Source organism: Dyadobacter ginsengisoli DSM 21015 (genome assembly GCF_059568735.1).
This window is the reverse complement of record NZ_JCANTY010000010.1, coordinates 268,686-291,078: the sequence shown is the minus strand read 5'-3', so window position 1 is coordinate 291,078 and position 22,393 is coordinate 268,686. Positions and strand designations below refer to the sequence as shown.

Sequence of the window (22,393 nt, the reverse complement as noted above, 5' to 3'; positions counted from 1 at the left end):
TAGCAATATTTTAACAAAACAAAAAAGGACTGTCGCCAACAGTCCTACAATTCCTAAACTTTCGCCCCCATCTTCTCAAAGCCTTCCCAAAGCACCTTCACATCAAATAGCGCCGACTTTTCGGCCTTATCAAACGGAATATCCGAATGATAAAGCGCCAGATCATGTACCATTTTGAGCGAATGCGCCAGCTCCTTGCAGCCCTGGGATTCCACGAGATACCAGAATTCGGCTTGTGAATCTGTCAGTGGTGCGCTGGCGTTTGATGCGTGACGTGCATCGTGCGTTGGGTTGACTGAATTTTCGTTCGAGTCGACACCGGGACCATTCGGAGTTTGCATTTGAAATGGATTTGGGTGGATGAATAAGGAGAGGTCACCGCAAACTCCATCAATGGAAACCATCGATCAGGTCTCGGGACTTGCACCCGTATGCCTCTCCAAGGCCATTTTGGCCTGATTTTAACTAATGATTTCATAAACATTGAATGGAATTTGCGGGGCAAATATAGAGGAAAGTTTTGATCCAAAATGGGTCAATGAACCATCGGCAAATCGAAACGGCACAACACGAGTGCGCCCGCAGAAACTACTCCAAAATGGAAAGCTTACTGCGAGCGCGAAGATTTTTGTAAAATGATGAAAGCAACTCTGCCACTTTACGACAGCTAAGTACATTACATTCAGATTGGCGACAGTCCCAATTCCTTCAAAAAAGTATTGTGAGCGTCGGTATGTGTTTTGATGCTTTCATTGATGGCAACCAGCTTTTTGTTGACTTCCGCCAAGTCAATCTGAATTTCATCATCCGAGGTACTCACGTATCTCGAAATATTCAAGTTGTAGCCATTCCGCTCGATTTCTTCCATTGAAACCCTGCGGGCATATCGTTCAATATGCTCAGGTCGGTATTGATAGGTGTCTATAATCCTCTTAATGTCATTGGGCTCTCCATCTTCTCCTTCTCTCAGCGTATTTTGGCGCTTACCCTTTGCGAAATCCTGACTTGCATTGATGAACAACACGTCATCTTGCTTCTTGCATTTTTTCAAAACCAAGATACATACAGGTATACCCGTAGAATAGAACAAATTGGAAGGTAGACCGATGACGGTATCAATGTGATTGTCCTTCAAAAGCTTCGTTCGGATCCTTTCCTCTGCACCTCCGCGAAATAAAACACCATGCGGCAAGATAATCGCCATCGTGCCCTCTTTTCCAAGAAAATGAAAGCCATGCAGCAAAAACGCAAAATCTGCGGCCGACTTAGGAGCCAAGCCGTATCCCTTGAAACGAAAATCATCTCCCAAAGTATCATTCGGCTCCCACCGCAAGCTAAACGGCGGATTAGCAACAATAGCATCGAACTCGATCTTCTTGGCGGGATTCATTTCCTTGAGCAAATCCCACTGATTGTACAATGTGTCTCCATGAAAAATCTCAAACTCCGTATCCTTCATCCCGTGCAGCAGCATATTCATTCGCGCAAGGTTGTAGGTGGTGATGTTATTCTCTTGCCCATATATCTTACCGATGCTACCCCCATTATCCTTTATTCGCTTCCGCACATTCAGCAATAAAGAACCGGAACCGCAAGCAAAATCCAGAACTTTATCCAGCTTTTTCTTTTTGCCCGATGTAGGATCTTGGCTATCTAAGGTCACGATTTCTGATAGAATGGTTGAAATTTGCTGGGGGGTGTAAAACTCTCCTGCCTTTTTACCCGAACCCGCCGCAAACTGACCTATAAGATATTCATAAGCATCACCTAGAGTATCCGAATCTGTCGAAAAACCCTTAATACCTTCTGCAATTTTCTGAATAATGATAATAAGTTTCTTATTTCTTTCTGGCTCAGTTTTGCCGAGTTTTTCAGAGTTAAGATTTATTTCAGAGAATAGTCCCTGAAAAGCATTTTCAAAAGATTTTTCCTGAATATATTTAAATGCATTTCCAAGTGTTTCTAATAATACATCACTTTGTGTTCGTGCCAGCTCTGCGATGTTGCTCCAAAGATATTTTGGCAGAATCACATAATGCACCTTCCTGCGCATCTGTTTTTCAAACTCCGGCACATCAGTTTCATTGGCGGCATACCAAATTGACAAAGGTGCTTGCTTATCGTCCTTTTCTAATTGCGGATAATCAGAACCAAGCTCCTTTTTAGCAGATTCTTCATAATTAGATGACAAATATCTTAGAAAGAGGAACGAAAGCATATAGTCGCGGAAATCATCCGCATTCATTGCTCCACGTAACTGGTCTGCTATATTCCAAAGGGTTTTTCCTAGTTGCTGCTGTTGTTGTTTTTGTGTCATATGTTTTTATGCAAAAATTTCAGGTAATTGAAAGCTATGCTTAGCTAGAAACGCTTCCAATATCCTGTTAAACAATTCTTTGTTATCCAAATTCATCTCAACCGGCTGATAAATTGAATATTTGCCGTGACTAAGTAAGTTTAGAGCACGCGAATAAAGTAATTCATCTTCTACTCCATAAATACATTTGGAAAATTCATCATAACCAAAAAAGGTAGACGTTTTCTCCAAAACACTGCGTAACATATTGAAATGATAAGTGTTTATTACACCAGTCTCTGATGCTTTTTTTAAATCGCTCAGCAAGGCAACATGATGAAAGAATGGGGTATCATTAGTGGCTCTTAGTACGTAACCTTCGATCCCAGTTTTGTGAAGAAAATGGCTTTTATGTGGGATATTCCTAAGTTCATTATATATAACGTTGAAAAATAAAGCATGGTGCGACGAAATAATCACCCTCACCTTATCTTTCCCTTTAATTAATAATTGTGCTAAATCGCTAGCTACTGCGATGGCATTGTTGTCATCAAGTGATGAAATCGGATCGTCAATATAAATATACTTTACCCAATTATATGATTGATCGCCGTCTATGCATAGCTCACAAATGGCAAGAAAAATACACCATATAAAGATATTTTCTTCACCTCGAGAAACTTTAATATTATGTTGTATAACGTACTCAGGTTCATCAGAATCTGTCCTAAACCTAAGGTTCTTTACTTGCTTTCTAAAAACTATATTCCAATAGTCATAATTTATAGTAAAGTTAAAGTCTGCATATCGTTCAAGAAATCCAAAAATTTTTTCTTCCAACGCCAGTTCTTTAAAACCTTCAAAAAAAATGGAATTTTGATTAACGATTAAATGACGTTCAAAATCATTTGCCAGATCGTTATTCCAGTGAAAAAGATCCTCTGTAAAAGCATTGTAGTAGAGCGTGTCTCTAACCGGATTCTTCTTACGCCTCTTAGATATGTCTTTAAATTCCATTGATAGGCGCGTTTTTCCGGTCCCATTATATGCATAAAGCAAAACAAAATGATGGTCGTTTAGATCATCACGTAGTCTAATAGCTACATTTTTTAAAGTCTTGTATTTATACAACTTTTTCTCAGCACTCATATGTTACTTTACCAGTTTAGGAAACAATTGCTGCATTAGACCAATTTTATGTAATTTTAATCGCTCAATTTTTCGAACTTGCGCATTAATAGATGTATCTAGCTCAGAGAGGCATTCTGCTATTTTTCGCTGCTCACTAGGTCTGGGGATATTTATTCTTAACTTCTTCAATTGGTTAGAATAAAGATGAACCACAGCAATTCCTTGGGCTAGTTTAGCTATTTGTTTTTTCTTGACGTTATTCAGGTAGTACGACAAAAATACGCCATCAATTTTTGTTCGGATAATATTTAAATCTCCCCCCAAGGCTATCCCGTCCTTTAATACGCAGGCAGCAGTTGCAATATCGTCATGGGTCTCACCTGATGCCGGGATAATCACATCGTTGGTTCGACTTAATATTAAATCAGCTACACTTAAATTGGTGTACGATTTAACAATTTTTATAGTCTCATCATAATATGTATAAAGTTCTCCGTATCTAATACACGGCAAACTGCCATTTTCAACAATATCAGATTTGGATATCCCCTTCCCTTTTAGAAATGTAGCTTGCTCACCCAGCGTATCTTCGATCCACTCTCCATCTTTCATAAACTCAGGAAATCGCATTTTCGGCACCGTTTCCCCCTCTTGTGGAAAAAGGTTTTGCGTCAAGCCTTTTTTGTGTTCTTTGAGAGCTCCCAATTTTTGAGTGTGAGCTGCGATTACTTCATCCAAGGAAGAGAGGCAGGAGGCGATTTTTTGCTGCTCATGTAGTTTTGGGAAAGGAAATGGGGTTGAAAATAAATCCTTAACATTTACCTGAAGTGCTCCATTTGCTCTGGCTCCGACAGCAATAAACTGCCTAAGCCACTTTCCGTGAAGATTATTAATAAAAGGATATTTAGCAAAAACTGGATTAATTACCGATTTATTAAAACGAAAACAAGAGAAAATACTGTTTGGAACAGCACCTGTCTCATCTCCTTCATACATAGCTATTTCGCCCTCATTATAAAGTTTTGTGGAGCTCTTATTATATGCAAAGTCGTTACGATGAATTACGTAGTAATTATCATATGAATTACCGGCTATTTCCCTTCCAAATTTTTCTAACTGTGAAACAAGGCCAGCGCCAGAAGTAATACTCATTAATCTAAACTTACGCCCTTTGGTTTTTTCAGTAATTTCTTTACTCAAAGCCCCTAACGGCTCAATCTGCCATTCTTCATGGCCCTTAAATTCGGGAAAACGTAAAGCAGGTACCAACTTTATCTTATTATTCATTCTTTTGTTGAGTGTATTAATTCGTTCACTAACGTATTGATGTTTATTAGCATAAATAGTATTTTATGCATCAGGGTATTGCTCGTAGGCTTTCAATCCACTAATCTCCCTTCCTTCGGCAATTTTCTTTAAATGAGGCACTAAGTCCCTCATTAAAGCAAGCTCTTGTTTTCTTCGTTCTTTCCAACTTAATTCAAGTGGTTCGAGAAAGTCCGTGAGCTTCTCACCATCAAAAATCATCCGACTCATAATTCCGTCGACGAAACTTTTCAAGGCCGCCGTTTCCAATCCATGCTTTTGGGCTATTGTAGTCAGCTCCTTATAGCTTTTATCGGTCTTGAAACTTTCGTAGCCTTTTTGTAGCGTATCTACATTTTGTCCGCTGTTCCAGTCAAGGCTATTAATGTACTCCTCCAAATCCTCCCGCTCGTCCATCAGGTTGGCATTGGCGCGAAGCAAACTGATCACCTGTTCCTTGCTCATTTTCTGTCTTGCCGGTTTCTTTTGCGTGTTATCGGCAATAAGCTTCATAATATAGTCGTAGTCGATAATAGCGGATGCAAATAGCACAAACTCAAAATCCAGCTCCTGAATTACGGAGGGTGTTTCTTCGCCTTGGTCTTGCTGTATTTTTCTGAGTTGTTTCGCAGTCTCGATGTACGAGCTTCTAAACTCCTGCAAAGTTTCCTTTGGAAGAATCTTCTCAATGCTGGACTTCTGTGTTGCGTCCAGGTCTGTGTATTGGTCTAGCTGGGTTTTAAGTCGCTGAACTTCCTTAAAGTTCTTGACGAAAGTGGCGCGTGCAGCATCGCCTCTCAGATTGTACACTTCTTCTGGTTCGGCTGAAAGATTATGTTCATGCATAAATGCATCGAGCGTTTTCACCGCCTTCTGGTATTTATCAATAACAACAGGTGCAGGGTCTACCATCCATATTTCTTTGGCTTTTCCTTCATTTTCTTCGCCCGAGAATAATGCAATAGCTTGGTTTACAGCATCCTGCTGAGAACGAAAATCCAGAATGTTACCATAAGGCTTGGTATCGTTCAGTACACGGTTGGTTCGGGAAAATGCCTGTATCAAACCGTGATATTTGAGGTTTTTATCTACATACAAAGTATTCAGGTACTTGGAGTCAAACCCAGTGAGCAACATATCAACCACAATCGTAATGTCGATTTTGTTTTTGTGCGGGTAATCCTGGTTGCTGTACTTTTGGTCTTTAATGCGCCTTTGTACATCCTGGTAGTACAAATCAAATTCGTTGATGGTGTGATTCGTGCTGTACTGCTTGTTGTAGTCGGCAATAATCTCCGTAAGTGCTGTTTTCTTTTCTTCGGGGTTGGTTTGGTTATCCTGCTTTTCTTGTAGCAAATCGTCCTGCAACTGCTTCACGTCCGCAGCATTCTTTTGGCTTTGCTTATCACCTTCTTTTGCGATCAATTGAGCGGGCGGAGAAAACACGCAAGTAATATTCAGTAGCTGGAATTCAGGGTCCTTTGCCAGACGAGCAATCTGAGTTTCTTTAAACAATTGATAATATTCTATTGCATTGCTGATGGATCCGGTTGCTAGCACCGCGTTAAAGCGCCTTGAATTGGTTGCGTCATTATGCTTTGCCAAAATGGCGTCAACAACTGCCTGACGTGCGACCTGTTCGCCAACTCGAAGGGTTTGAGTTCCCTTCCCTTTAAAGTAGTCCACATGAAATTTCAGAACGTTTCGATCTTCAATGGCGTGGGTTATCGTGTAAGCATGTAACTGTTTCTCAAAAATGTCTTTGGTTTCTTTATATTTTGCTTCCTCACCTTCCCTTATAATGTAGGTCGCGTTGGTTTCAAAAATCGGTGTGCCGGTAAAGCCAAATAATTGCGCATTCGGGAAAAACTCCTTAATCGCTTTGTGATTGTCACCAAACTGAGAACGGTGACATTCGTCAAAAATGAATACCACACGCTTTTGACTCAAGGGCTGCAAACGCTCTTTATAATTCTGTTTGCTGGAATCATCCAGCGCCAATCCCAATTTTTGAATGGTGGTAACAATCACCTTGTCGGCATAATCGCTGGACAGTAACCGTCTAACCAGCGTTTCGGTATTGGTATTCTCCTCCACACTGCCTTCTTGAAATTTGTTGAACTCCTCGCGGGTTTGCCGGTCGAGGTCCTTCCGATCCACCACAAAAAGGCATTTTTCAATATCCTTATTGTCTTTCAGTAGCGTAGATGCTTTGAAGGATGTCAAGGTTTTTCCGCTTCCAGTCGTGTGCCAGATATATCCGTTGCCGCGATTTTGGTTAATGCAATCCATGATGGCTTTCACAGCATAAATCTGATAGGGCCGCATTACGAGCAATTTCTGTTCGCTTTCCACGAGCACCATGTATTTACTGATCATTTCGCCCAGCGTGCACTTGGTCAGGAACACCTCAGTAAAATCTTGAAGATGAGGAATCCGCTTGTTGCTTTCATCTGCAAGCTGATAAACTGGTAGAAACTGCTCGTCTGCATTGAAAGCAAAATGCTGATTTCTGTTATTAGCAAAATAGTAGGTGTTTGTCCTGTTGCTGACAATGAATAATTGCATGAAGCAAAGCAGGGAATTCCCATAACCATTACCGGGGTCGCTCTTATAGTCCACGATTTGCTGCATTGCTTTTCGTGGTGAAATTTCCAGACCCTTCAATTCGATCTGAACAAGCGGCAGGCCATTAATCAACAGAATGACGTCAAACCTCTGATGACTGTTCTCCGTATTGATGCGCAATTGATTGATGACCTCAAAATCGTTTTTGCACCACTCCTTGTTATTCACCAGGGTGTAATGAAGTGGCGTACCATCCTCCCGCTGAAAGTATTGCCTTTCGCGTAAAAATTTGGAAGCCTTGAAAATGTCGGTAGTAATGATTTCTTCTCGGAGGCGTAAAAATTCATTCTCGGTTAACCTGACCCGATTGAGCGCTTCAAACTTGGTTCTGAAATTCGATTCAAGTGTCTTTCTGTCAATAATATCACGCCGATGGACATATTTAAGCCCATCTAGCTGCTCGATCAAACTCTCTTCGATTTGGTTTTCCTTGCTCATTCAGGTTCGGTTCGCGATTCGGCCAAATTTAGCTTTTTAAACCGAAAGTTATTTTTAGTCCAGGTAAAAAGCTGCCATCAATCCAAATCCCCCGCCCGCTCCTGATACTCATCCAGCACCTTATCATTCATATATTCAAGCCTCTTCTCCAAAGACAATTCCGTAACCGCTTCATAAGAAATAAAAGTACAAGACTCTTTCAAAGGCCCTTTCTCTAAAAGCGCGAAAACCGGCCGGGAGATTTCTTGTAGCACCTTTTCGCGCCGCTCGGCTGGGGCTACGATGTGGGCGCTGATGTCGAGATTGGGTTGCAGGGCCATCAGATCGGCCATTCGGAGGATGCCGGAATAGATGGAAGTCGTATGTTCCACTTCAAAAGCACGAACGATCGACCGGCCTTTGATCCAGAGTACATCGATATTTTCAATGGTTCGAAGCGTGATGGTATCATAATTCAATGGCAGGGTGGTAAGGAGTGAGTCGGTTTCAGGTTTCCAAACTGCCAGTACTCTTTGCCTGTCGCTTTTCGGCAGCCAGATTTTCAACTTCATTCTTTCGCCAATCCTTGATAGCATTGCCTGAACCCGGATCGACTCGCGAACGTCATCTTTTTCAGACTTCGGAGTGAATTCCTGTTCTTCCTTCGTCGGCACCGACACTTCGACTTCCTTACTTTCCTGCGTTTTGACGGTCAACGTGACCAGCTTCCGGTTATCACTTTCACTGAGCGGAAAATGCTTGGGGGTTGATAGTTGTTTTTTTAAATAGGATTCGATCCAATTCCCATCTTCCTCTTCAAAGCGGCGCAAGTTTCCCCGCACCATATTGGTCCATGCAACGCTCTTTTTGGGCAAATTTTTAGTAAAAGAAAGGCTGGCCCAACATTCCTCTTCATCCACCGGAAGCGCCTGATCGAGTGGAAGCCACACGATTTCCTTGACCGGGAACCGCAGTGTATAAATGTCATCCTCAGAGCTGTAAACGGGCGTATTGCTGATGAAATAGTCGCCCGTAACTTCCAGGATGCCGGCCCAGCGGGATATTTTGGTCACATAAGCAATGAGCTTGTCGCCTTTTTTAATGGCATTTGCCTGCGTCTTTTGAGACTCACGAAAACCGGAGATCGATCGCTCGGTTTTCGTAAACGTATCGTAGGTATCCGGAGAAAATAGGGTGATGTAGTAAGCCATTCGAGTATTCAAACCAACAAGATAGCCGCAAATAAGCTATTTGACAAGCTAAGAATGCAACTAAGGTGGAGCCTAACACGTAAATTTCTGCACGTTTGCGCTTTCCTAATGATATGTTTAAATCCAAAGTAGACTACCCCCATGGACAAATCAAACGGATACGAAACCAACGCCACAACATTCATTCGCTGTCGCTCCAAGGGCATCGATGGAGTCGGCGCGTCATCAGTTCGGAACTGGGCGAGGTCACTACCTCTGAATACCACAGTGCTGGATGTAGGTTGTGGTATAGGCGACCCGATTTCGAAGGCATTGATAGATGAAGGCTCGACCGTTTATGGGGTTGACGCCTCACCTTCGATGGTTCAAATTTTCAAGCAGAACTTCGCAAACAGTCCCGTCGCCTGTGAAGCCGTAGAAGATTCCGCATTTTTCAGTCGGCAGTTCGATGCTATCATTGCCTGGGGCCTTCTGTTCCTTTTGCCTGAAAAAACGCAGGAAGTTGTGATTCAAAAAATGGCAAATGCGCTGTCCACTGGCGGAAAGCTCTTGTTTACGGCCCCCTCTCAAAAAATGAAATGGAACGATGCCATTACAGAAATAGAATCGGTTTCGCTTGGAGCGGAGCGATACAAAGAGTTACTAGCTGCATCGGGACTGTCGCTCATCGAGGAATTTGAAGATGAGGGGGAGAACCATTACTATCATGCGGTTAAAGTGGAGCAAATAAGAAGATAGTCCCGAACGGGTATAAAACAATCACAATAACCAATTTTATACCCGATCTAGTATAATAAGTGATGTTTTTATATATTTATACCCCAAAGGGTATAGTATGTCTAACTTCTCATTATTCTTAAAAGAACGGCGCAAGGCGGTCGGACTGACACAGAGCGAGCTAGCTTCCAAGGCCGGTGTCGGCTTACGATTTATCCGTGATCTCGAACAAGGTAAAGAAACGTTGCGGCTTGATAAAGTGAATCAGGTGTTGATATTGTTTGGCAAACAGGTTGGAGTAGTTGATCTTGAATCTTGACGTTATGGCCAAACAAGCACTTGTTTATTACCAAGAGAAGCTCGCGGGCTATCTGACCGAGACTGACGAAGGCTATACGTATGTGTACGATGATGCCTACCTATCATACATTGGTGCTATGCCTGTAAGCCTGACTTTGCCATTACAAAGCGAAGCATTCGAAAGCCGCATTTTGTTCCCGTTCTTCGATGGACTTATTCCTGAGGGCTGGCTGTTGAACGTGGCGCAGAACTATTGGAAACTAAAAGGAAATGATCGTTTCGAGCTGCTACTGGCTTTGTGCCGGGACGCGATCGGAGCTGTGAGCATTATACCGCAGGAGGAGGTGGCCGATGTCTAAATGCCTGTTTTGCTACCAAAATTCAGAAGATGACCAACAGTATCATGCCCGGTGCTGCAAGAAATTCTTTGGTACCACCACCCTCCCCGAACTGTATCTCGACAAAAAAGTACTGAATGAGCTGGCCACCAGGACAGTTAACAAGCGCATTGCAGTTACAGGGGTTCAGCCTAAACTATCAGTGGATCTGGAAAAGGAAGTTGAAGGCGAAAGATTGACAATCGTTGGTTTATGGGGGCGATACATCCTGAAACCACAGCATGACGAATTCCAATTTATGCCTGAGACCGAGGATTTGACCATGCATTTGGCAGAGCTGTTTAAAATCAGAACCTGCCAACATGCGCTAATCCCAACGAGCGAAGGCAAGCTTGCCTATATCGCCAAACGTTTCGACCGTAACAAGGGCCAGAAGATACATATTGAGGATTTCTGTCAGATTTCCGGCTTCCTGACGGAACAGAAATACAAAGGATCCTATGAGAAGATTGGTAAGCTGATCGCTCAGTACTGCACTAATAAAGGTCTGGATACGCTCAATTTCTTTGAATTGGTGTTGTTCTGCTATCTCACTGGCAACAATGACATGCATTTAAAGAACTTCTCAGTGATTCATCACACAGATCGTACAATTTCCCTTTCACCAGCGTATGACCTGCTTAACGTCAATCTGATATTTCCAGACGATGCTGATGAGCTGGCACTTACTTTAAATGGCAGGAAAAGGAAAATCTCCAAAGCAGACTTTGACACTTTCGCGAAGGGCCTCAGTCTGCCGGAAAAGGCTGTTTCCAATATCTACGCAAAATTTGCGGGTGCGAAGGATAAAGTGGAGGGGGTAATACGATCTTCTTTTTTGCCGGAGGATTGGAAACAGCGGTATATGGAAATTTGGGATGGCAAAATCAGGATTTTGTAAGCATGAAACCCTACTTCGCCAATTGCAAATCCGCAATACTCTTGATCCGATTCCGCTCCAAAAACGCATCAATAGTCTCGAAATGCTCGATCACCCGTTTGTCTTTGAACTCAAAGACTTTTTGAGACAAACCTTGCAAAAAATCACGATCGTGAGACACCAGTACCAGTGTTCCATCAAAGTTCCGGAGTGCTTCTTTTAAAACATCCTTCGACTTTAAATCCAGGTGGTTCGTAGGCTCATCGAGAATCAACAGGTTTACAGGTTCCAGAAGCAACTTCACCATGGCAAGGCGCGTTTTTTCTCCACCCGACAATACACTTACTTTCTTGTCGATGTCTTCGCCCTGAAACATAAAGGCACCCAAAATATTCTTGATCTGGGTTCTTACATCGCCTTCTGCAACCTCGTCTACCGTCTGAAAAATAGTAAGGTTAGGATCTAATAACGATGCCTGGTTTTGCGCAAAATAGCCGACCTTGACATTATGGCCAAGCTGGCAGGTTCCGTCAACAGCTATCTCGCCCATGATAGCCTTGATCATCGTCGATTTACCTTCCCCATTCCGGCCAACAAACGAGACTTTTTCTCCTCTTGAAATCGTCATGCTGGCATTTTTAAATACTACCTGATCTCCGTAGGATTTTGAAACATCTTTCACGGTAACAGGATAGTCTCCCGACCGTGGCGAAGGTGGAAAACGAAGTTTCAGGGATGAGTTATCAACTTCATCGATTTCAATAATTTCCAGCTTTTCCAGCATGCGTTCGCGGGAGGAAACCTGGTTGGTTTTGGAATATGTCCCGCGAAAGCGTTCGATAAACTGCATATTATCAGCAATCATTTTCTGCTGTTCCTGATACGCTTTGAGCTGATGCGACCTGCGTTCCTCACGCAGCACGAGGTAATGCGAATAATTGGCCTTATAGTCAAAAATCCGGCCCATGGTCACTTCAATGGTCCGGTTGGTAATATTGTCGATGAAGGCACGGTCGTGGGATATCACCATTACTGCATTGGATTTATTCACCAAAAAATCTTCCAGCCACATTACGGATTCGATGTCAATATGGTTGGTAGGCTCATCGAGCAAAATAAGGTCCGGCTTTTGCAATAATATTTTGGCAAGTTCAATGCGCATGCGCCATCCTCCACTGAATTCCTTGGTTTGCCGCTGAAAATCTTCCGGCCTGAATCCCAATCCCTTCAAGGCTTTCTCAACCTCGGCGTCATAATTGACTTCTTCCAGCTGGTAATATTTTTCACCCAACTCGGTAACCTGTTCGATGATTGCCATATATTCATCGCTCTCGTAATCCGTGCGGGTTTCGAGCGCAAGATTCAGTTTTTCCATGTCGGCACGCATTTCAAAAACCTGTTTGAATGCTTTGGCGGCTTCTTCGAAAACGGTACAGTTATCCTCGGTGAGCAGGTGTTGTGGCAAATAAGCGATCACGGCGTCTTTGGGCGCACGTACATGGCCGCGATTGGCTTTTTGTTCACCCGCAATAATCTTCATCATTGTGGATTTACCCGCTCCATTCTTACCCATCAGGGCAATTTTATCAGTAGGATTAATAACGAAGGAAACCTCGCTAAAAAGGACAGAACCGCTAAATTCAACGGCCAAATTCTCAACTGTAATCATCGTCTCATTTTTTGAAGCCGCAAAGGTACGATGATACGATTGAAAGAACGAAAAAAGTCAAATTTTGCCCCTGCATGCTTTTCAACCATTCACAAAGCGCTATAACCCCGGCTAGTTAAATGGAAATTTTTTGCTGTGAAAATTCATAGTTTATACCGAACATTGTAATATGTCACCGAACGTTATATAATCACTAGCCATCTCTTCAACGTGTCATCTATGAAAAACACTACGTCCTTTCATTTGCTGATCGCAGCGCTCATCTTCGTTTCGGCCGCGAAGTCCCAGGCTCAGTATCAGGTAGGTATTCGCGCAGGTGTCAATTTCGCCAATTTCAAACCTGGGGCACTTCTTGAGTATGATGCCAGGGCCGGAGCGAACGTCGCATTGCTTTTCAACAAACCCATAAATTCTGTGCTGAGTATACAGGTTGAACCGGGCTTTTCACAGCGCGGGGCGCAATATAAGACTTCGGCAGAAGGCCTTTTGAACGGGGTTATCATCAGTAGCAGAGAAACCGGCAAATTTCGGTCGGACTTCATCGAGCTCCCGGTTTTGCTGCAATGGAAACCGAAAATCGGGTCATTGGAGGGCATTGTTTCCCTCGGGCCTGAGCTTCGTTATCGCGTCGGTGATATGAAGTTGGAGTACACTTCCAAAATCGTATATGATGGTGCCGTTACCAAGGACGAGTCGGGGGTTGTGAAGATGAATGAAGGTTATGCGCAGAGGACGTTCGATTATGGTCTTGCAGGCGGTCTGGGAGTTGCCTATCCTGTCAAATCCTTCAAGGTTTTCGGTGAAGCACGTTATCACCTCGGACTCCGCCGGTTGGTTGATGACCTGAAAACGTACAACCGCGGCGTATCCGTAAACCTGGGCGTGCTGGTGCCGATGAGACGTTAACACGCCCTTTATTTTGTCGCGGATTACCTCCATCAAATCCATGTAGGTGTCTTACTTTTAACCTACATCCTTAACCATAAATTGCAAGCTATGAGAACATTAACATTTGGCATGAACATCACCATTGATGGCTATTGTGATCATACCCTGTTTAACCCCAGCGAAGAAGTGCACGACTATTTCACGCACCTGATGGACGATGTCGACCTGCTTTTTTTCGGACGTGTAATGTATGGCCTGATGTTCCCGTTCTGGGCCGATGTGGCTAAAAATCAGTCGGGTACGGCGGACGAAATTCGATTTGCGAAAAAAATAATGGCGATCGATAAAGTGGTATTTTCAACGACATTGGAAAACGCCGAGCATAACACACGGATTATCCGGTCGAATCCGGTGGAAGAACTGCTGAAATTGAGACTGCTTCCCGGAAAAAAGATTTCGGTCGACAGCCTGAGCCTGCTTCCTGAATTGATCGCAGCGGGCCTGATCGATGAATTCAATCTGGTCGTCCATCCGATCATGGCCGGAAAGGGCCGCCGCCTGCTCGACACCGATATTCTCGGCGACAAACTTGATTTAAAGCTGGTTAATACTACCACATTCAAATCCGGATGCGTAGCGCATCGTTATGCGAGGTAGTAATATCCGTTTAATGCTCAGGCTGCAAGTTTTTCTGGATAAGCGTACGCAAACGCTGGTCGTGCTGGTCGCCCCATTCTCCGATAGCGCCAATGACAGGGATCAATGATTTGCCGAAATCGGTGAGATAGTATTCGACCTTGGGCGGGACGACGGGGTATATTACTTTCCCGACCAGCTCATGGTTTTCCAGTTCCTTCAACTGCACATTCAGCACGCGCCGGGATGCACCCGGAATTTTCCGCTGCAACTCGCTGGGACGCTGGAAGCCCTGGTGGATAAACCATAAAAGCCGCATTTTCCATTTGCCATAAAGCACCTCACCGATCAGGTCGAGCCCGCAATTCAGGTCAGGCATTGTCTTTCTTTCGTACATATCGCAAATATAAACATATGCGTCTGGCGGTTCAATAGGGATAAATTTGTCCCTATCCGAATCGTAAATCCGTACTTGTCAGCGGGTAGCATAGTGCTGAAATTTGTCCTAAACAAAATCAGCAAGCACATGGACTTTAATTTTGAAAACGAACTGACGGGCAAAATTGCATTGGTAACCGGAGGGAGCAAAGGCGCCGGAAAGGCCATCGCCGACCGCCTGTTGAAAGCGGGCGCGACGGTAATCATTACGGCAAGAAACAAGCCCGGGGATGATAGCAACGGCGCTCATTTTATATCGGCAGATCTGAGTAAACCCGAAGGCACGCAAAAAGTGGTTAGTGAAATTCACAATCAATTCGGTCGTCTGGATATTCTGGTTAACAATATGGGCGGCTCGGAAACGCCAGGCGGCGGCTTTGCGGTGCTTTCAGACGAACATTGGGAATCTTCATTCCAGACCAACCTGCTGGCGCCCGTGCGGCTCGACCGCGGCTTCCTGCCCGGCATGATCGACCGGCGCGCAGGGGTTATCATCCACATTGCGTCCATTCAGGCGAAGTTGCCTTTATATGACTCCACGCTCCCCTACGCAGCGGCAAAAGCAGCTTTGGTCAATTATAGTAAAAGCTTATCCAATGAGGTCGCGCCGAAAGGCGTGCGCGTGCTTACCGTTTCGCCGGGCTGGATCATGACCACGGCATCTACCCGGATGATGGAGCGCATTGCCGAAAGCTCAGGAGGCACCACCGAGCAGGCTGCTAAGAGTGTGATGGATGCATTAGGCGGCATTCCATTCGGCAGAGCGGCCTGGCCGGGAGAAGTGGCGGAGCTCGTCGGCTTCCTCGTTTCACCCCGTGCGGCTTACCTCACCGGCACCGAATATGTGATCGACGGCGGCACTATTCCGACGATTTGATCCGGCATTCTACCAAATTTTTATTAGAACAAAAACCATTTTTTTAATCAACTTAAATCTTAATAATCATGAAACTTCCTGAAAACATAGAAGGCTTTATCAAAGCTCAAAACGAATTGGACAGCACCACATTTACCAATTACTTTACAGAACACGCAACCGTTTCCGACGAAGGCTCGTCCTATTCCGGGAGAGAGGAAATCAAGCAGTGGATCCAGGAGGCGGCTGAAAAGTACAATATGCAGTTGAAGCCCGTTGACTTCATGCAAAGCGGCTTAAAAGGAAAACTCACCGTGGAAGTTAGCGGTACGTTCCCGGGCAGTCCGGCAGTTATGCATTATCATCTTGGTTTCGAGAATGCATTGATCAGCTCGTTGAAAATCACTGGCTAATACCACTTTTTAATTTTTCAATAAAAATATGACGAGAAAATTGCGGTTAACATGGACAGTTGCAGCTTTGACCATGCTGTTTTCCCCAACTTTGTCTTTCGCGCAAAAGGCAGATTCTTTGAACAAAACGGAGCCTTCGCAACGGATAAGAGCTGCTCCCGAAAGCGTGTTCAAAATGTTCCGCCAAGCTGGAATGGAGCCAGTTAACCGCACGCTGACGACAGCCGAAAAAGAAGAAGTGCGCAACGCTTTTGCGCTGTTGCCGCCTCTGCACCAGCGGATTTTAAAACAACATTTGCACAGCATCAGCTTTATGGACAACATGCCAAATACCGCATTAACCTCGCCTGTGGATTCGGGTGGTGTACCGAAGCTGTTTAACATTACTTTTCGGGGCAGCTTACTGGATGAGAATGCATCAGAATGGGCGACCCGGAAAGAGAATACCTGCTTCACGCCAACAGCTGATTCCAGCTACAAAGTGCGTGTCGAAGCCGGCAAGATGGACGCGATCGTTTACGTACTCTTGCACGAGGCTACGCATATTGTCGATGTGGTCAACGAGATTACCCCGCATCCCGATGAAGCAAATGTAGTCGTGGAGCCGACGTCGTTTACAAAAGGCATTTGGCGCTTGATGAACAAACCGGCCAACCCATACCTGGATCCCCTGCTGGAACAAACCCGTTTCCGAAGCGGTAAACCGGTACCGATCAGCCTGGCACCGGATGTTTATGCAAAGCTTTCCACGACGCCTTTTCCTTCCTTATATGCTACGGCGGCATGGTCTGAGGATATCGCAGAGCTGGCCGCAATCTATCACATGACTGCCCGATTGAAGCAACCGTTTTACGTGGTGGTTACCAAAGGCAATGTGGAGGTGGCCCGGTTTGATCCGATGAAAAATGAGCTGGTCAAAGGGCGATTAGCTCAACTGGCAGCTTTCTACGCACAGTAATTTCACCTTCCGGGAAAAATGTACAAGGCGCTTGGACTTTTATCCATTCTTTGACCCTGGTTTCCGTGCCAACTTTGCATTGTCAAAACACAACGACAATCTACTAACGGTTAGCGGATTAACTCAAAAAGTCAAACTTACCATTCTCATGAAAACCATTGCACTGACGATCGCATTCGTATTCACTTTTATCCAAGGCCAATTCCTATTTGCACAAACTCGCAAGCCGGCATCCGCAGGACGCGAAGAATATATCGAGGTAGAGAAAAATGTAAAACTGCACGTAATCGACCTCGGCGAAGGCCAGCCGGTCGTACTCATTCACGGATGGCCGCTGAACAATGCCATGTATCAATATCAATACCAATATCTGGTGGAGAAAGGGTTCAGGGTAATCGGTATCTCCCTCCGCGGTTTCGGGAAATCGGACAGACCATATGGTAAATACGATTTCGACACTTTCTCCGACGATATCAAAGTGGTGTTGGAAAAACTGAAAATCGAGAATGCAACACTCGGAGGATTTTCAATGGGAAGCGCCGTGACGCTCCATTATGTGACGAAATATAACGCTGCACATATCAAAAAATTAGCTCTGTTCGGCGCAACCGGCCCGTCATGGAAACAACGCGAAGGTTACCCTTACGGCATCACCGATCAGAGCGCAGCCGACCTGATCAAGCAGACTAAAACGAACCGGGAGCAACTGATAGCAGGCTTGGGAAAAGCCTTTGAAGGAAAAGAAGGCGGGCTTTCACCAGAATCCATGAAATGGTTGGAAAGCATCAACCTGGAAGCTTCTCCTTACGCTACCACCCAGTCCATCAGTGCATTACGCGGCCTCGACCTGCGCCCTGAATTGGCTAAAATCAAAATACCCGTCGCGATATTCCATGGCATAAATGACAAATTATGTGACTTCGCTCAGGCCGAACAGCTGAACAAAAGCATCAAAGGTTCTTACATCGTTCGGTTTGAGAAAGGCGGGCACGCGTTATTCCTGGAAGAAATGGATAAATTTAACGCCGAGCTCGAAAAATTCGCAAGAAACTAATACACGAAAATCCCTGTGAAGCGCCCAGCACTTCACAGGGATTTTCAATCGTTTCAAGACTCAAAAAATTGATCATTTACAAGCGTATATAGTCATGGGTACGACCGTTTTCAACAACAATTTAAAAACGTTGGGACTGCTGCAGGTAAGCGAAGAACAGACGGACGTCATCAATGGACCAGTTTACAAGCAATACATTAAGATCCTTTATCTCCCGGCGGGTTACAAGCTCAGGGTAGATTTTGCATGCTACGAAACCCAGCAACCGACGCTCTTTTTTATCAGCCCTAATCAATATCTCGAGTTAGAAGCAGCAGGCTCAGAAAGCGGATATTTCATCTTCTACAACCGCGATTTTTATTGCATTCAAATTCACGATCAGGAAGTTGCGTGTGACGGTCTGTTGTTCAATAACATCCGTAACATGCCCAAAGTGGAGCTTGTCGAAGACGAAATCGCATTTCTCGGAAGTTTGTTCAAAGAGATGATCCTGGAATTCAAGCTGAATGACAGCTCGCTGGAAGAAATGATGCGGACTTATCTCAAACAGCTCCTCATCCGCGCAACGCGTTCCTGGAAAAGGCAGCATCTGGACAATGCGGTAACCGACCAACAAAGTGATCTGGAATTTTTCCGCAAATTCACCCGGCTCGTCGACGAGCATTATAAATCCAAACACACCGTCGCCGATTACGCTGATTTCCTATGCATGGCACCGAAAACGATCACCCACAAATTCAACCGCCTGCGCCTGCCACAGCCCAATGAGGTGATCAAAAACCGCATTATCCTGGAAGCAAAGCGATTATTGGTGCACACTTCCCTCACAGCCAAGGAAATCGCCTATGACCTGGGTTACAACGACCCGGCTTATTTCAGCAGGCTTTTTATGGCAAAAACCGGAGAATCGCCGTCGGGCTTCAGGGCAAGTTTCTTAAAATAATCAATCCGCTTCATTAATAACTATACTTGATCAGCCCAGGCGTCATGGCGCACAGGAGTAGGTTATGCACTCTGGTTTCCTGGCTGGCTAGTCTTCCTTTTGTATCGTATGTCTTTTCGATCATGGCGAGCAGCTCTTTTGAATTGAGCAGATACTCGCCGATTTGCCTGCGGTTCCCGGAAAACTTGTGTTCAAAAATCCGGATCACATTGTCTTTGTCGTCATACCACGTTTCCAGATTCACGACATCGTTCCTGTATCCATACCGCACGCGGCGAATGAATTTATTGTGGTCGTCCGTCCACCTCTGGCCGACTTTTTTGCCGTCTTCATATTCATATTCCACCGCTCCGGTAAACACTTTTCCTTCCAGCGAATTCCGGTTGAAATAGGTCTTTTCAACTTTAAGCAATCCATTCTGATATTCCAATTCCGATTCATATTGGGCCACCCAACCAGACTGTACCGCATGCCTTCCGTACTGAATCTTCCGAGTCATGAGGCCGTTGGAATCAAACAAATAGTCGGTATAGGATAGCATTTCCATGGTTCCGGAAGTGGCCCTGCCGAAATTCTCGACTTTGCTTAATTTGCCATCTGCGTTGTAGGTGTAGCGCTCTTCATAATTCGGGTCTTTGCATTTGGCGTCGCTGCAAAAGGTCTTTTTGAGCATCGGGGCTTCGTCGTCATAGGCCACGTAGTCCGGCTCTATTCCAAACTCGGAAGGATCGCTTGGCTGGCACGCTAACCAAAGCGGCCCAAGTAACAAGAGGCGTAATATTTTTCTCATAATTCCAGGATTTAGCTTTGAATGCAAGACACTTATGCCCTGCAAAAAGGTTGGAAATACAGAAATGCAAAATGCAACAAACCACTGTTATGACAAACAAACGGTGATTATTCTAAATCATTTCCACGCCGTAATCCCGGAGTGAGCTTACGAAATGTTCGATTACGTGCGGCGGTGGCGGACCTGCCGGGCTGGGTAGCGCCATGCCATCCGGTGCCGGCGCGCTGTTGTCCCAAAACCATTGGTCCAATCCGGCAGGACTTAGCCACATCAGCACTTCCGCCTGCTCAGTTTGTATTTCAAATTGATGCGGCACATCTTTCGGCAAGTATACAAACTCCCCTTCATTGACAGTCAATACCTGATCTCCGATCGTGTAACGGATGCTTCCTTTGATAATAAAATAAGACTCGTCTTCCCGTGAATGCGTATGCGCGGGCGGCTCAGACCCACGGTTTACCACAATCCTGATAAGTGCCTGTCTACCTTCCGTTTCGTGGCCCATCGAAAGAAAATTAAATACAGCACCGGGAATGGCCCGCGTGTTTTCAGCATTCGCTGAGGATTTAAACCCGTTTTGTGATTGCATCGTTTCCATGTTAATTTAATTTTAGTCAGTTTAACTGACCAAAATTAAATAATGTTTTTGAATATTAGTCAGTTTAACTGATTATTTTTGAAAAAATATTTTACACATGTCAGAATCGAACACCGGAGTTTTCCTGCGACAATTATATGATTCATTGGTCACCAATCTTCATAAAGAGCTTGCATTACAAGGATATGAAGAAATTACACCCTCTCATGGATTAATTTTTCAGTATTTGGACGAAAAAGGATCCCGCATAACTTCTCTTGCAAACCGGGCTGGCATGACGAAGCAATCTATGAGCGCATTGGTTTATCAGTTAGAAAACCTGGGATATCTGAATCGCACCCAGGATCCGGATGATGGCCGGGCGGTCCTTTTTATCCTGACTCCCAAGGGCGAGCAATTGAAAAAAATAGCCCAAAAAATAAATCGCGGCTACGAACAACGATGGGAAGAGGCAGTAGGCGCAGAAAACTACAAACTGCTCAGGGTATTGCTGCTTAAAATGATTGAATCCTCTCCCCAAATATGAGCAGTACTACCTATGAAAATGGGCGGTAACCTCCATTTCGTGCGGGTATTCGGGCTGGTAATTTTGTGATGTCGAAAGGCAAAGACATTTTCTAAATCACAAAGTCTATCAGCTATGAAAACATTTTTCCAATCTATCCTGATTATCTCGTTGAGCGGCCTGATCCTGTGCTGCGAAACAGAAAAAGAGCCCCTCGGCCCCGGAAAAGAGCCTTCCGGGCAGTCTGCCGGAGCAGTAACACCCATAGGCGTTCCCGATGGAGCGATTATCACCGCGCAAATCGGCCCTTCCGGCGGGGTGCTCACCTCCCCCGACAACCGCGTCAGCGTTGCCATTCCGGCTGGCGCAGTGAGCGCTACCCAGACTTTTTCCATTCAGGGCATTACCAACAATTGTCCCGCCGGCGCGGGTAAGGCATTTCGTTTCCTGCCACATGGTGTCAATTTTGCGAAACCTGCCATAGTCACCTTCCGGTACAGCCCGGAAGACCTCGTGGGAACAGCCCCGGTATTGATGCGAATCGGCTACCAGAACGAAAAGGGGATCTGGATATCTCCCGCGACCAGAAGTTTGGATACCACGGCAAGGACCCTGTCGATAGAAACGACGCATTTCAGTGACTGGGCCATGTTTCCGACTATGCAGATAACCCCTGCCAGCGCCTTTCTGAATCCGGGCGAAAACGTGCGCCTCACCACCACTTATATTCCCGAAGGGCCCAAAGATGCCGATGGCTTGTTCGTGGAACTTCCACAGTTTATTCCCACAGACTTCATCGACAAATGGACGCTGAGCGGCGCGGGCAGCCTGACAAGCAACAGCAACGTCGCTAACTATTCAGCGCCTGCGGTAATACCTAGCACCAATCCCGCAGCCATAACCCTGACCCTCAAAAAAACGATAAAAAACGGCTCTCAGGAATACAAGGACCTCCGGCTGGTAAGCAACATTTTCGTGGCGCCGGAAGGTCTCTCCGTACAGATCGATAACGGTGCGTGGCATACGTACGCCGCCGGAGTGAACGGCACCGGCGGGCGATATATGGTTGTTGGCAAAGATGGCACCGAAAGCGCTTCCGTGAGCTGGAAAGGCGCCCCGTCAGGCACGTTCTACTGGACGAAAAGCGCCGACGTGGCCTTCAACCTCAACAAACCGAACCTGGTTTACCAGCATATCTACGGTAAATCAGCGACCGTCAGCGGCGGGTCTGTGCGGGTAGATCTGTCGGACGAGGATTGGGCAACAGGCACCTTCGTCGTTCAGCCGGCCGGATGGATGAACACCGCCACCCAGCCCATTTCAATAGGTACTGCGTCTGTCAGAGGGGTTTTCCGCGTCAAGCGGGTCGGGCAGCTGTAACGC

At 45.2% G+C, this 22,393-nt stretch carries 23 protein-coding genes; 13 read left to right on the top strand and 10 right to left on the bottom strand.

Features of this window, described 5'->3' with window-relative positions:
- Window positions 1-53 precede the first annotated feature (53 nt).
- The 6 genes from BP71_RS32140 to BP71_RS32115 all read right to left on the bottom strand — a co-directional run bounded on the left by BP71_RS32140 (window position 54) and on the right by BP71_RS32115 (window position 8,988).
- Entirely contained in the window at window positions 54-341 is a 288-nt protein-coding gene (locus BP71_RS32140) for a hypothetical protein (RefSeq protein WP_496385737.1), read from the bottom strand.
- Between the two features lie 341 nt (window positions 342-682).
- A complete protein-coding gene (locus BP71_RS32135; RefSeq protein WP_496385736.1) occupies window positions 683-2,317 on the bottom strand; it encodes a type I restriction-modification system subunit M in 1,635 nt (544 codons plus the stop codon).
- A gap of 6 nt (window positions 2,318-2,323) precedes the next feature.
- On the bottom strand, window positions 2,324-3,445 hold the full coding sequence (locus BP71_RS32130) for an AAA family ATPase (RefSeq protein ID WP_496385735.1): 1,122 nt from the start codon (window positions 3,443-3,445) through the stop codon (window positions 2,324-2,326).
- Window positions 3,446-3,448: 3 nt separating this feature from the next.
- Complete coding sequence (locus tag BP71_RS32125; protein ID WP_496385734.1) at window positions 3,449-4,714, bottom strand: restriction endonuclease subunit S; 1,266 nt, start codon at window positions 4,712-4,714, stop codon at window positions 3,449-3,451.
- Between the two features lie 63 nt (window positions 4,715-4,777).
- A complete protein-coding gene (locus tag BP71_RS32120) occupies window positions 4,778-7,798 on the bottom strand; it encodes a type I restriction endonuclease subunit R (protein ID WP_496385733.1) in 3,021 nt (1,006 codons plus the stop codon).
- 77 nt (window positions 7,799-7,875) lie between these two features.
- Entirely contained in the window at window positions 7,876-8,988 is a 1,113-nt protein-coding gene (locus tag BP71_RS32115) for a type II restriction enzyme NmeDI-related protein (protein WP_496385732.1), read from the bottom strand.
- Between the two features lie 141 nt (window positions 8,989-9,129).
- On the opposite strand from BP71_RS32115, the gene BP71_RS32110 reads away from it, so the two are divergent.
- The 4 genes from BP71_RS32110 to BP71_RS32095 all read left to right on the top strand — a co-directional run bounded on the left by BP71_RS32110 (window position 9,130) and on the right by BP71_RS32095 (window position 11,283).
- Complete coding sequence (locus tag BP71_RS32110) at window positions 9,130-9,726, top strand: class I SAM-dependent methyltransferase (RefSeq protein WP_496385731.1); 597 nt, start codon at window positions 9,130-9,132, stop codon at window positions 9,724-9,726.
- Window positions 9,727-9,823: 97 nt separating this feature from the next.
- Window positions 9,824-10,024, top strand: coding sequence for a helix-turn-helix transcriptional regulator (locus BP71_RS32105; RefSeq protein ID WP_496385730.1), 201 nt, complete (start codon window positions 9,824-9,826; stop codon window positions 10,022-10,024).
- Between the two features lie 4 nt (window positions 10,025-10,028).
- A complete protein-coding gene (locus BP71_RS32100; RefSeq protein ID WP_496385729.1) occupies window positions 10,029-10,364 on the top strand; it encodes a HipA N-terminal domain-containing protein in 336 nt (111 codons plus the stop codon).
- A complete protein-coding gene (locus BP71_RS32095; RefSeq protein WP_496385728.1) occupies window positions 10,357-11,283 on the top strand; it encodes a HipA domain-containing protein in 927 nt (308 codons plus the stop codon). Before BP71_RS32100 ends, BP71_RS32095 begins: the two co-directional genes overlap by 8 nt.
- A 10-nt stretch (window positions 11,284-11,293) precedes the next feature.
- Here the strand turns inward: BP71_RS32095 and BP71_RS32090 are convergent, their stop codons facing one another.
- Complete coding sequence (locus BP71_RS32090) at window positions 11,294-12,931, bottom strand: ABC-F family ATP-binding cassette domain-containing protein (protein WP_496385727.1); 1,638 nt, start codon at window positions 12,929-12,931, stop codon at window positions 11,294-11,296.
- Between the two features lie 219 nt (window positions 12,932-13,150).
- Between BP71_RS32090 and BP71_RS32085 the strand changes: the two genes are divergently transcribed.
- The gene (locus BP71_RS32085) at window positions 13,151-13,837 is read left to right on the top strand and encodes a porin family protein (RefSeq protein ID WP_496385726.1); all 687 of its coding nucleotides are present in this window, start codon (window positions 13,151-13,153) and stop codon (window positions 13,835-13,837) included.
- A 90-nt stretch (window positions 13,838-13,927) separates the two neighbouring features.
- Window positions 13,928-14,476 carry a dihydrofolate reductase family protein gene (locus tag BP71_RS32080; RefSeq protein WP_496385725.1) on the top strand — a complete coding sequence of 183 codons (549 nt, stop codon included), beginning with the start codon at window positions 13,928-13,930 and terminating at the stop codon, window positions 14,474-14,476.
- Window positions 14,477-14,486: 10 nt separating this feature from the next.
- On the opposite strand, the gene BP71_RS32075 is transcribed toward BP71_RS32080, so the two are convergent.
- Window positions 14,487-14,852, bottom strand: a complete 366-nt coding sequence (locus BP71_RS32075; RefSeq protein ID WP_496385724.1) for a winged helix-turn-helix transcriptional regulator — start codon at window positions 14,850-14,852, stop codon at window positions 14,487-14,489.
- A gap of 129 nt (window positions 14,853-14,981) precedes the next feature.
- Between BP71_RS32075 and BP71_RS32070 the strand changes: the two genes are divergently transcribed.
- The 5 genes from BP71_RS32070 to BP71_RS32050 all read left to right on the top strand — a co-directional run bounded on the left by BP71_RS32070 (window position 14,982) and on the right by BP71_RS32050 (window position 19,117).
- The gene (locus BP71_RS32070; RefSeq protein ID WP_496385723.1) at window positions 14,982-15,770 is read left to right on the top strand and encodes an SDR family oxidoreductase; all 789 of its coding nucleotides are present in this window, start codon (window positions 14,982-14,984) and stop codon (window positions 15,768-15,770) included.
- A 68-nt stretch (window positions 15,771-15,838) separates the two neighbouring features.
- Window positions 15,839-16,162 carry a nuclear transport factor 2 family protein gene (locus BP71_RS32065; RefSeq protein WP_496385722.1) on the top strand — a complete coding sequence of 108 codons (324 nt, stop codon included), beginning with the start codon at window positions 15,839-15,841 and terminating at the stop codon, window positions 16,160-16,162.
- A gap of 175 nt (window positions 16,163-16,337) precedes the next feature.
- Entirely contained in the window at window positions 16,338-17,120 is a 783-nt protein-coding gene (locus BP71_RS32060) for a hypothetical protein (protein ID WP_496385721.1), read from the top strand.
- A 148-nt stretch (window positions 17,121-17,268) separates the two neighbouring features.
- Window positions 17,269-18,174, top strand: coding sequence for an alpha/beta fold hydrolase (locus tag BP71_RS32055; RefSeq protein ID WP_496385720.1), 906 nt, complete (start codon window positions 17,269-17,271; stop codon window positions 18,172-18,174).
- A 94-nt stretch (window positions 18,175-18,268) separates the two neighbouring features.
- Window positions 18,269-19,117, top strand: a complete 849-nt coding sequence (locus BP71_RS32050) for a helix-turn-helix domain-containing protein (protein ID WP_496385719.1) — start codon at window positions 18,269-18,271, stop codon at window positions 19,115-19,117.
- A gap of 13 nt (window positions 19,118-19,130) precedes the next feature.
- Here the strand turns inward: BP71_RS32050 and BP71_RS32045 are convergent, their stop codons facing one another.
- Together BP71_RS32045 and BP71_RS32040 are read right to left on the bottom strand one after the other, a co-directional pair.
- Window positions 19,131-19,907: a hypothetical protein gene (locus BP71_RS32045; protein WP_496385718.1), complete on the bottom strand. Its 777-nt coding sequence runs from the start codon at window positions 19,905-19,907 to the stop codon at window positions 19,131-19,133.
- Between the two features lie 112 nt (window positions 19,908-20,019).
- Window positions 20,020-20,505, bottom strand: coding sequence for a cupin domain-containing protein (locus BP71_RS32040; protein ID WP_496385717.1), 486 nt, complete (start codon window positions 20,503-20,505; stop codon window positions 20,020-20,022).
- A gap of 145 nt (window positions 20,506-20,650) precedes the next feature.
- Here BP71_RS32040 and BP71_RS32035 point away from each other — a divergent pair, with 145 nt between their 5' ends.
- Together BP71_RS32035 and BP71_RS32030 are read left to right on the top strand one after the other, a co-directional pair.
- Window positions 20,651-21,031: a MarR family winged helix-turn-helix transcriptional regulator gene (locus tag BP71_RS32035; RefSeq protein ID WP_496385716.1), complete on the top strand. Its 381-nt coding sequence runs from the start codon at window positions 20,651-20,653 to the stop codon at window positions 21,029-21,031.
- A gap of 114 nt (window positions 21,032-21,145) precedes the next feature.
- Complete coding sequence (locus BP71_RS32030; protein WP_496385715.1) at window positions 21,146-22,390, top strand: hypothetical protein; 1,245 nt, start codon at window positions 21,146-21,148, stop codon at window positions 22,388-22,390.
- Window positions 22,391-22,393 lie beyond the last annotated feature (3 nt).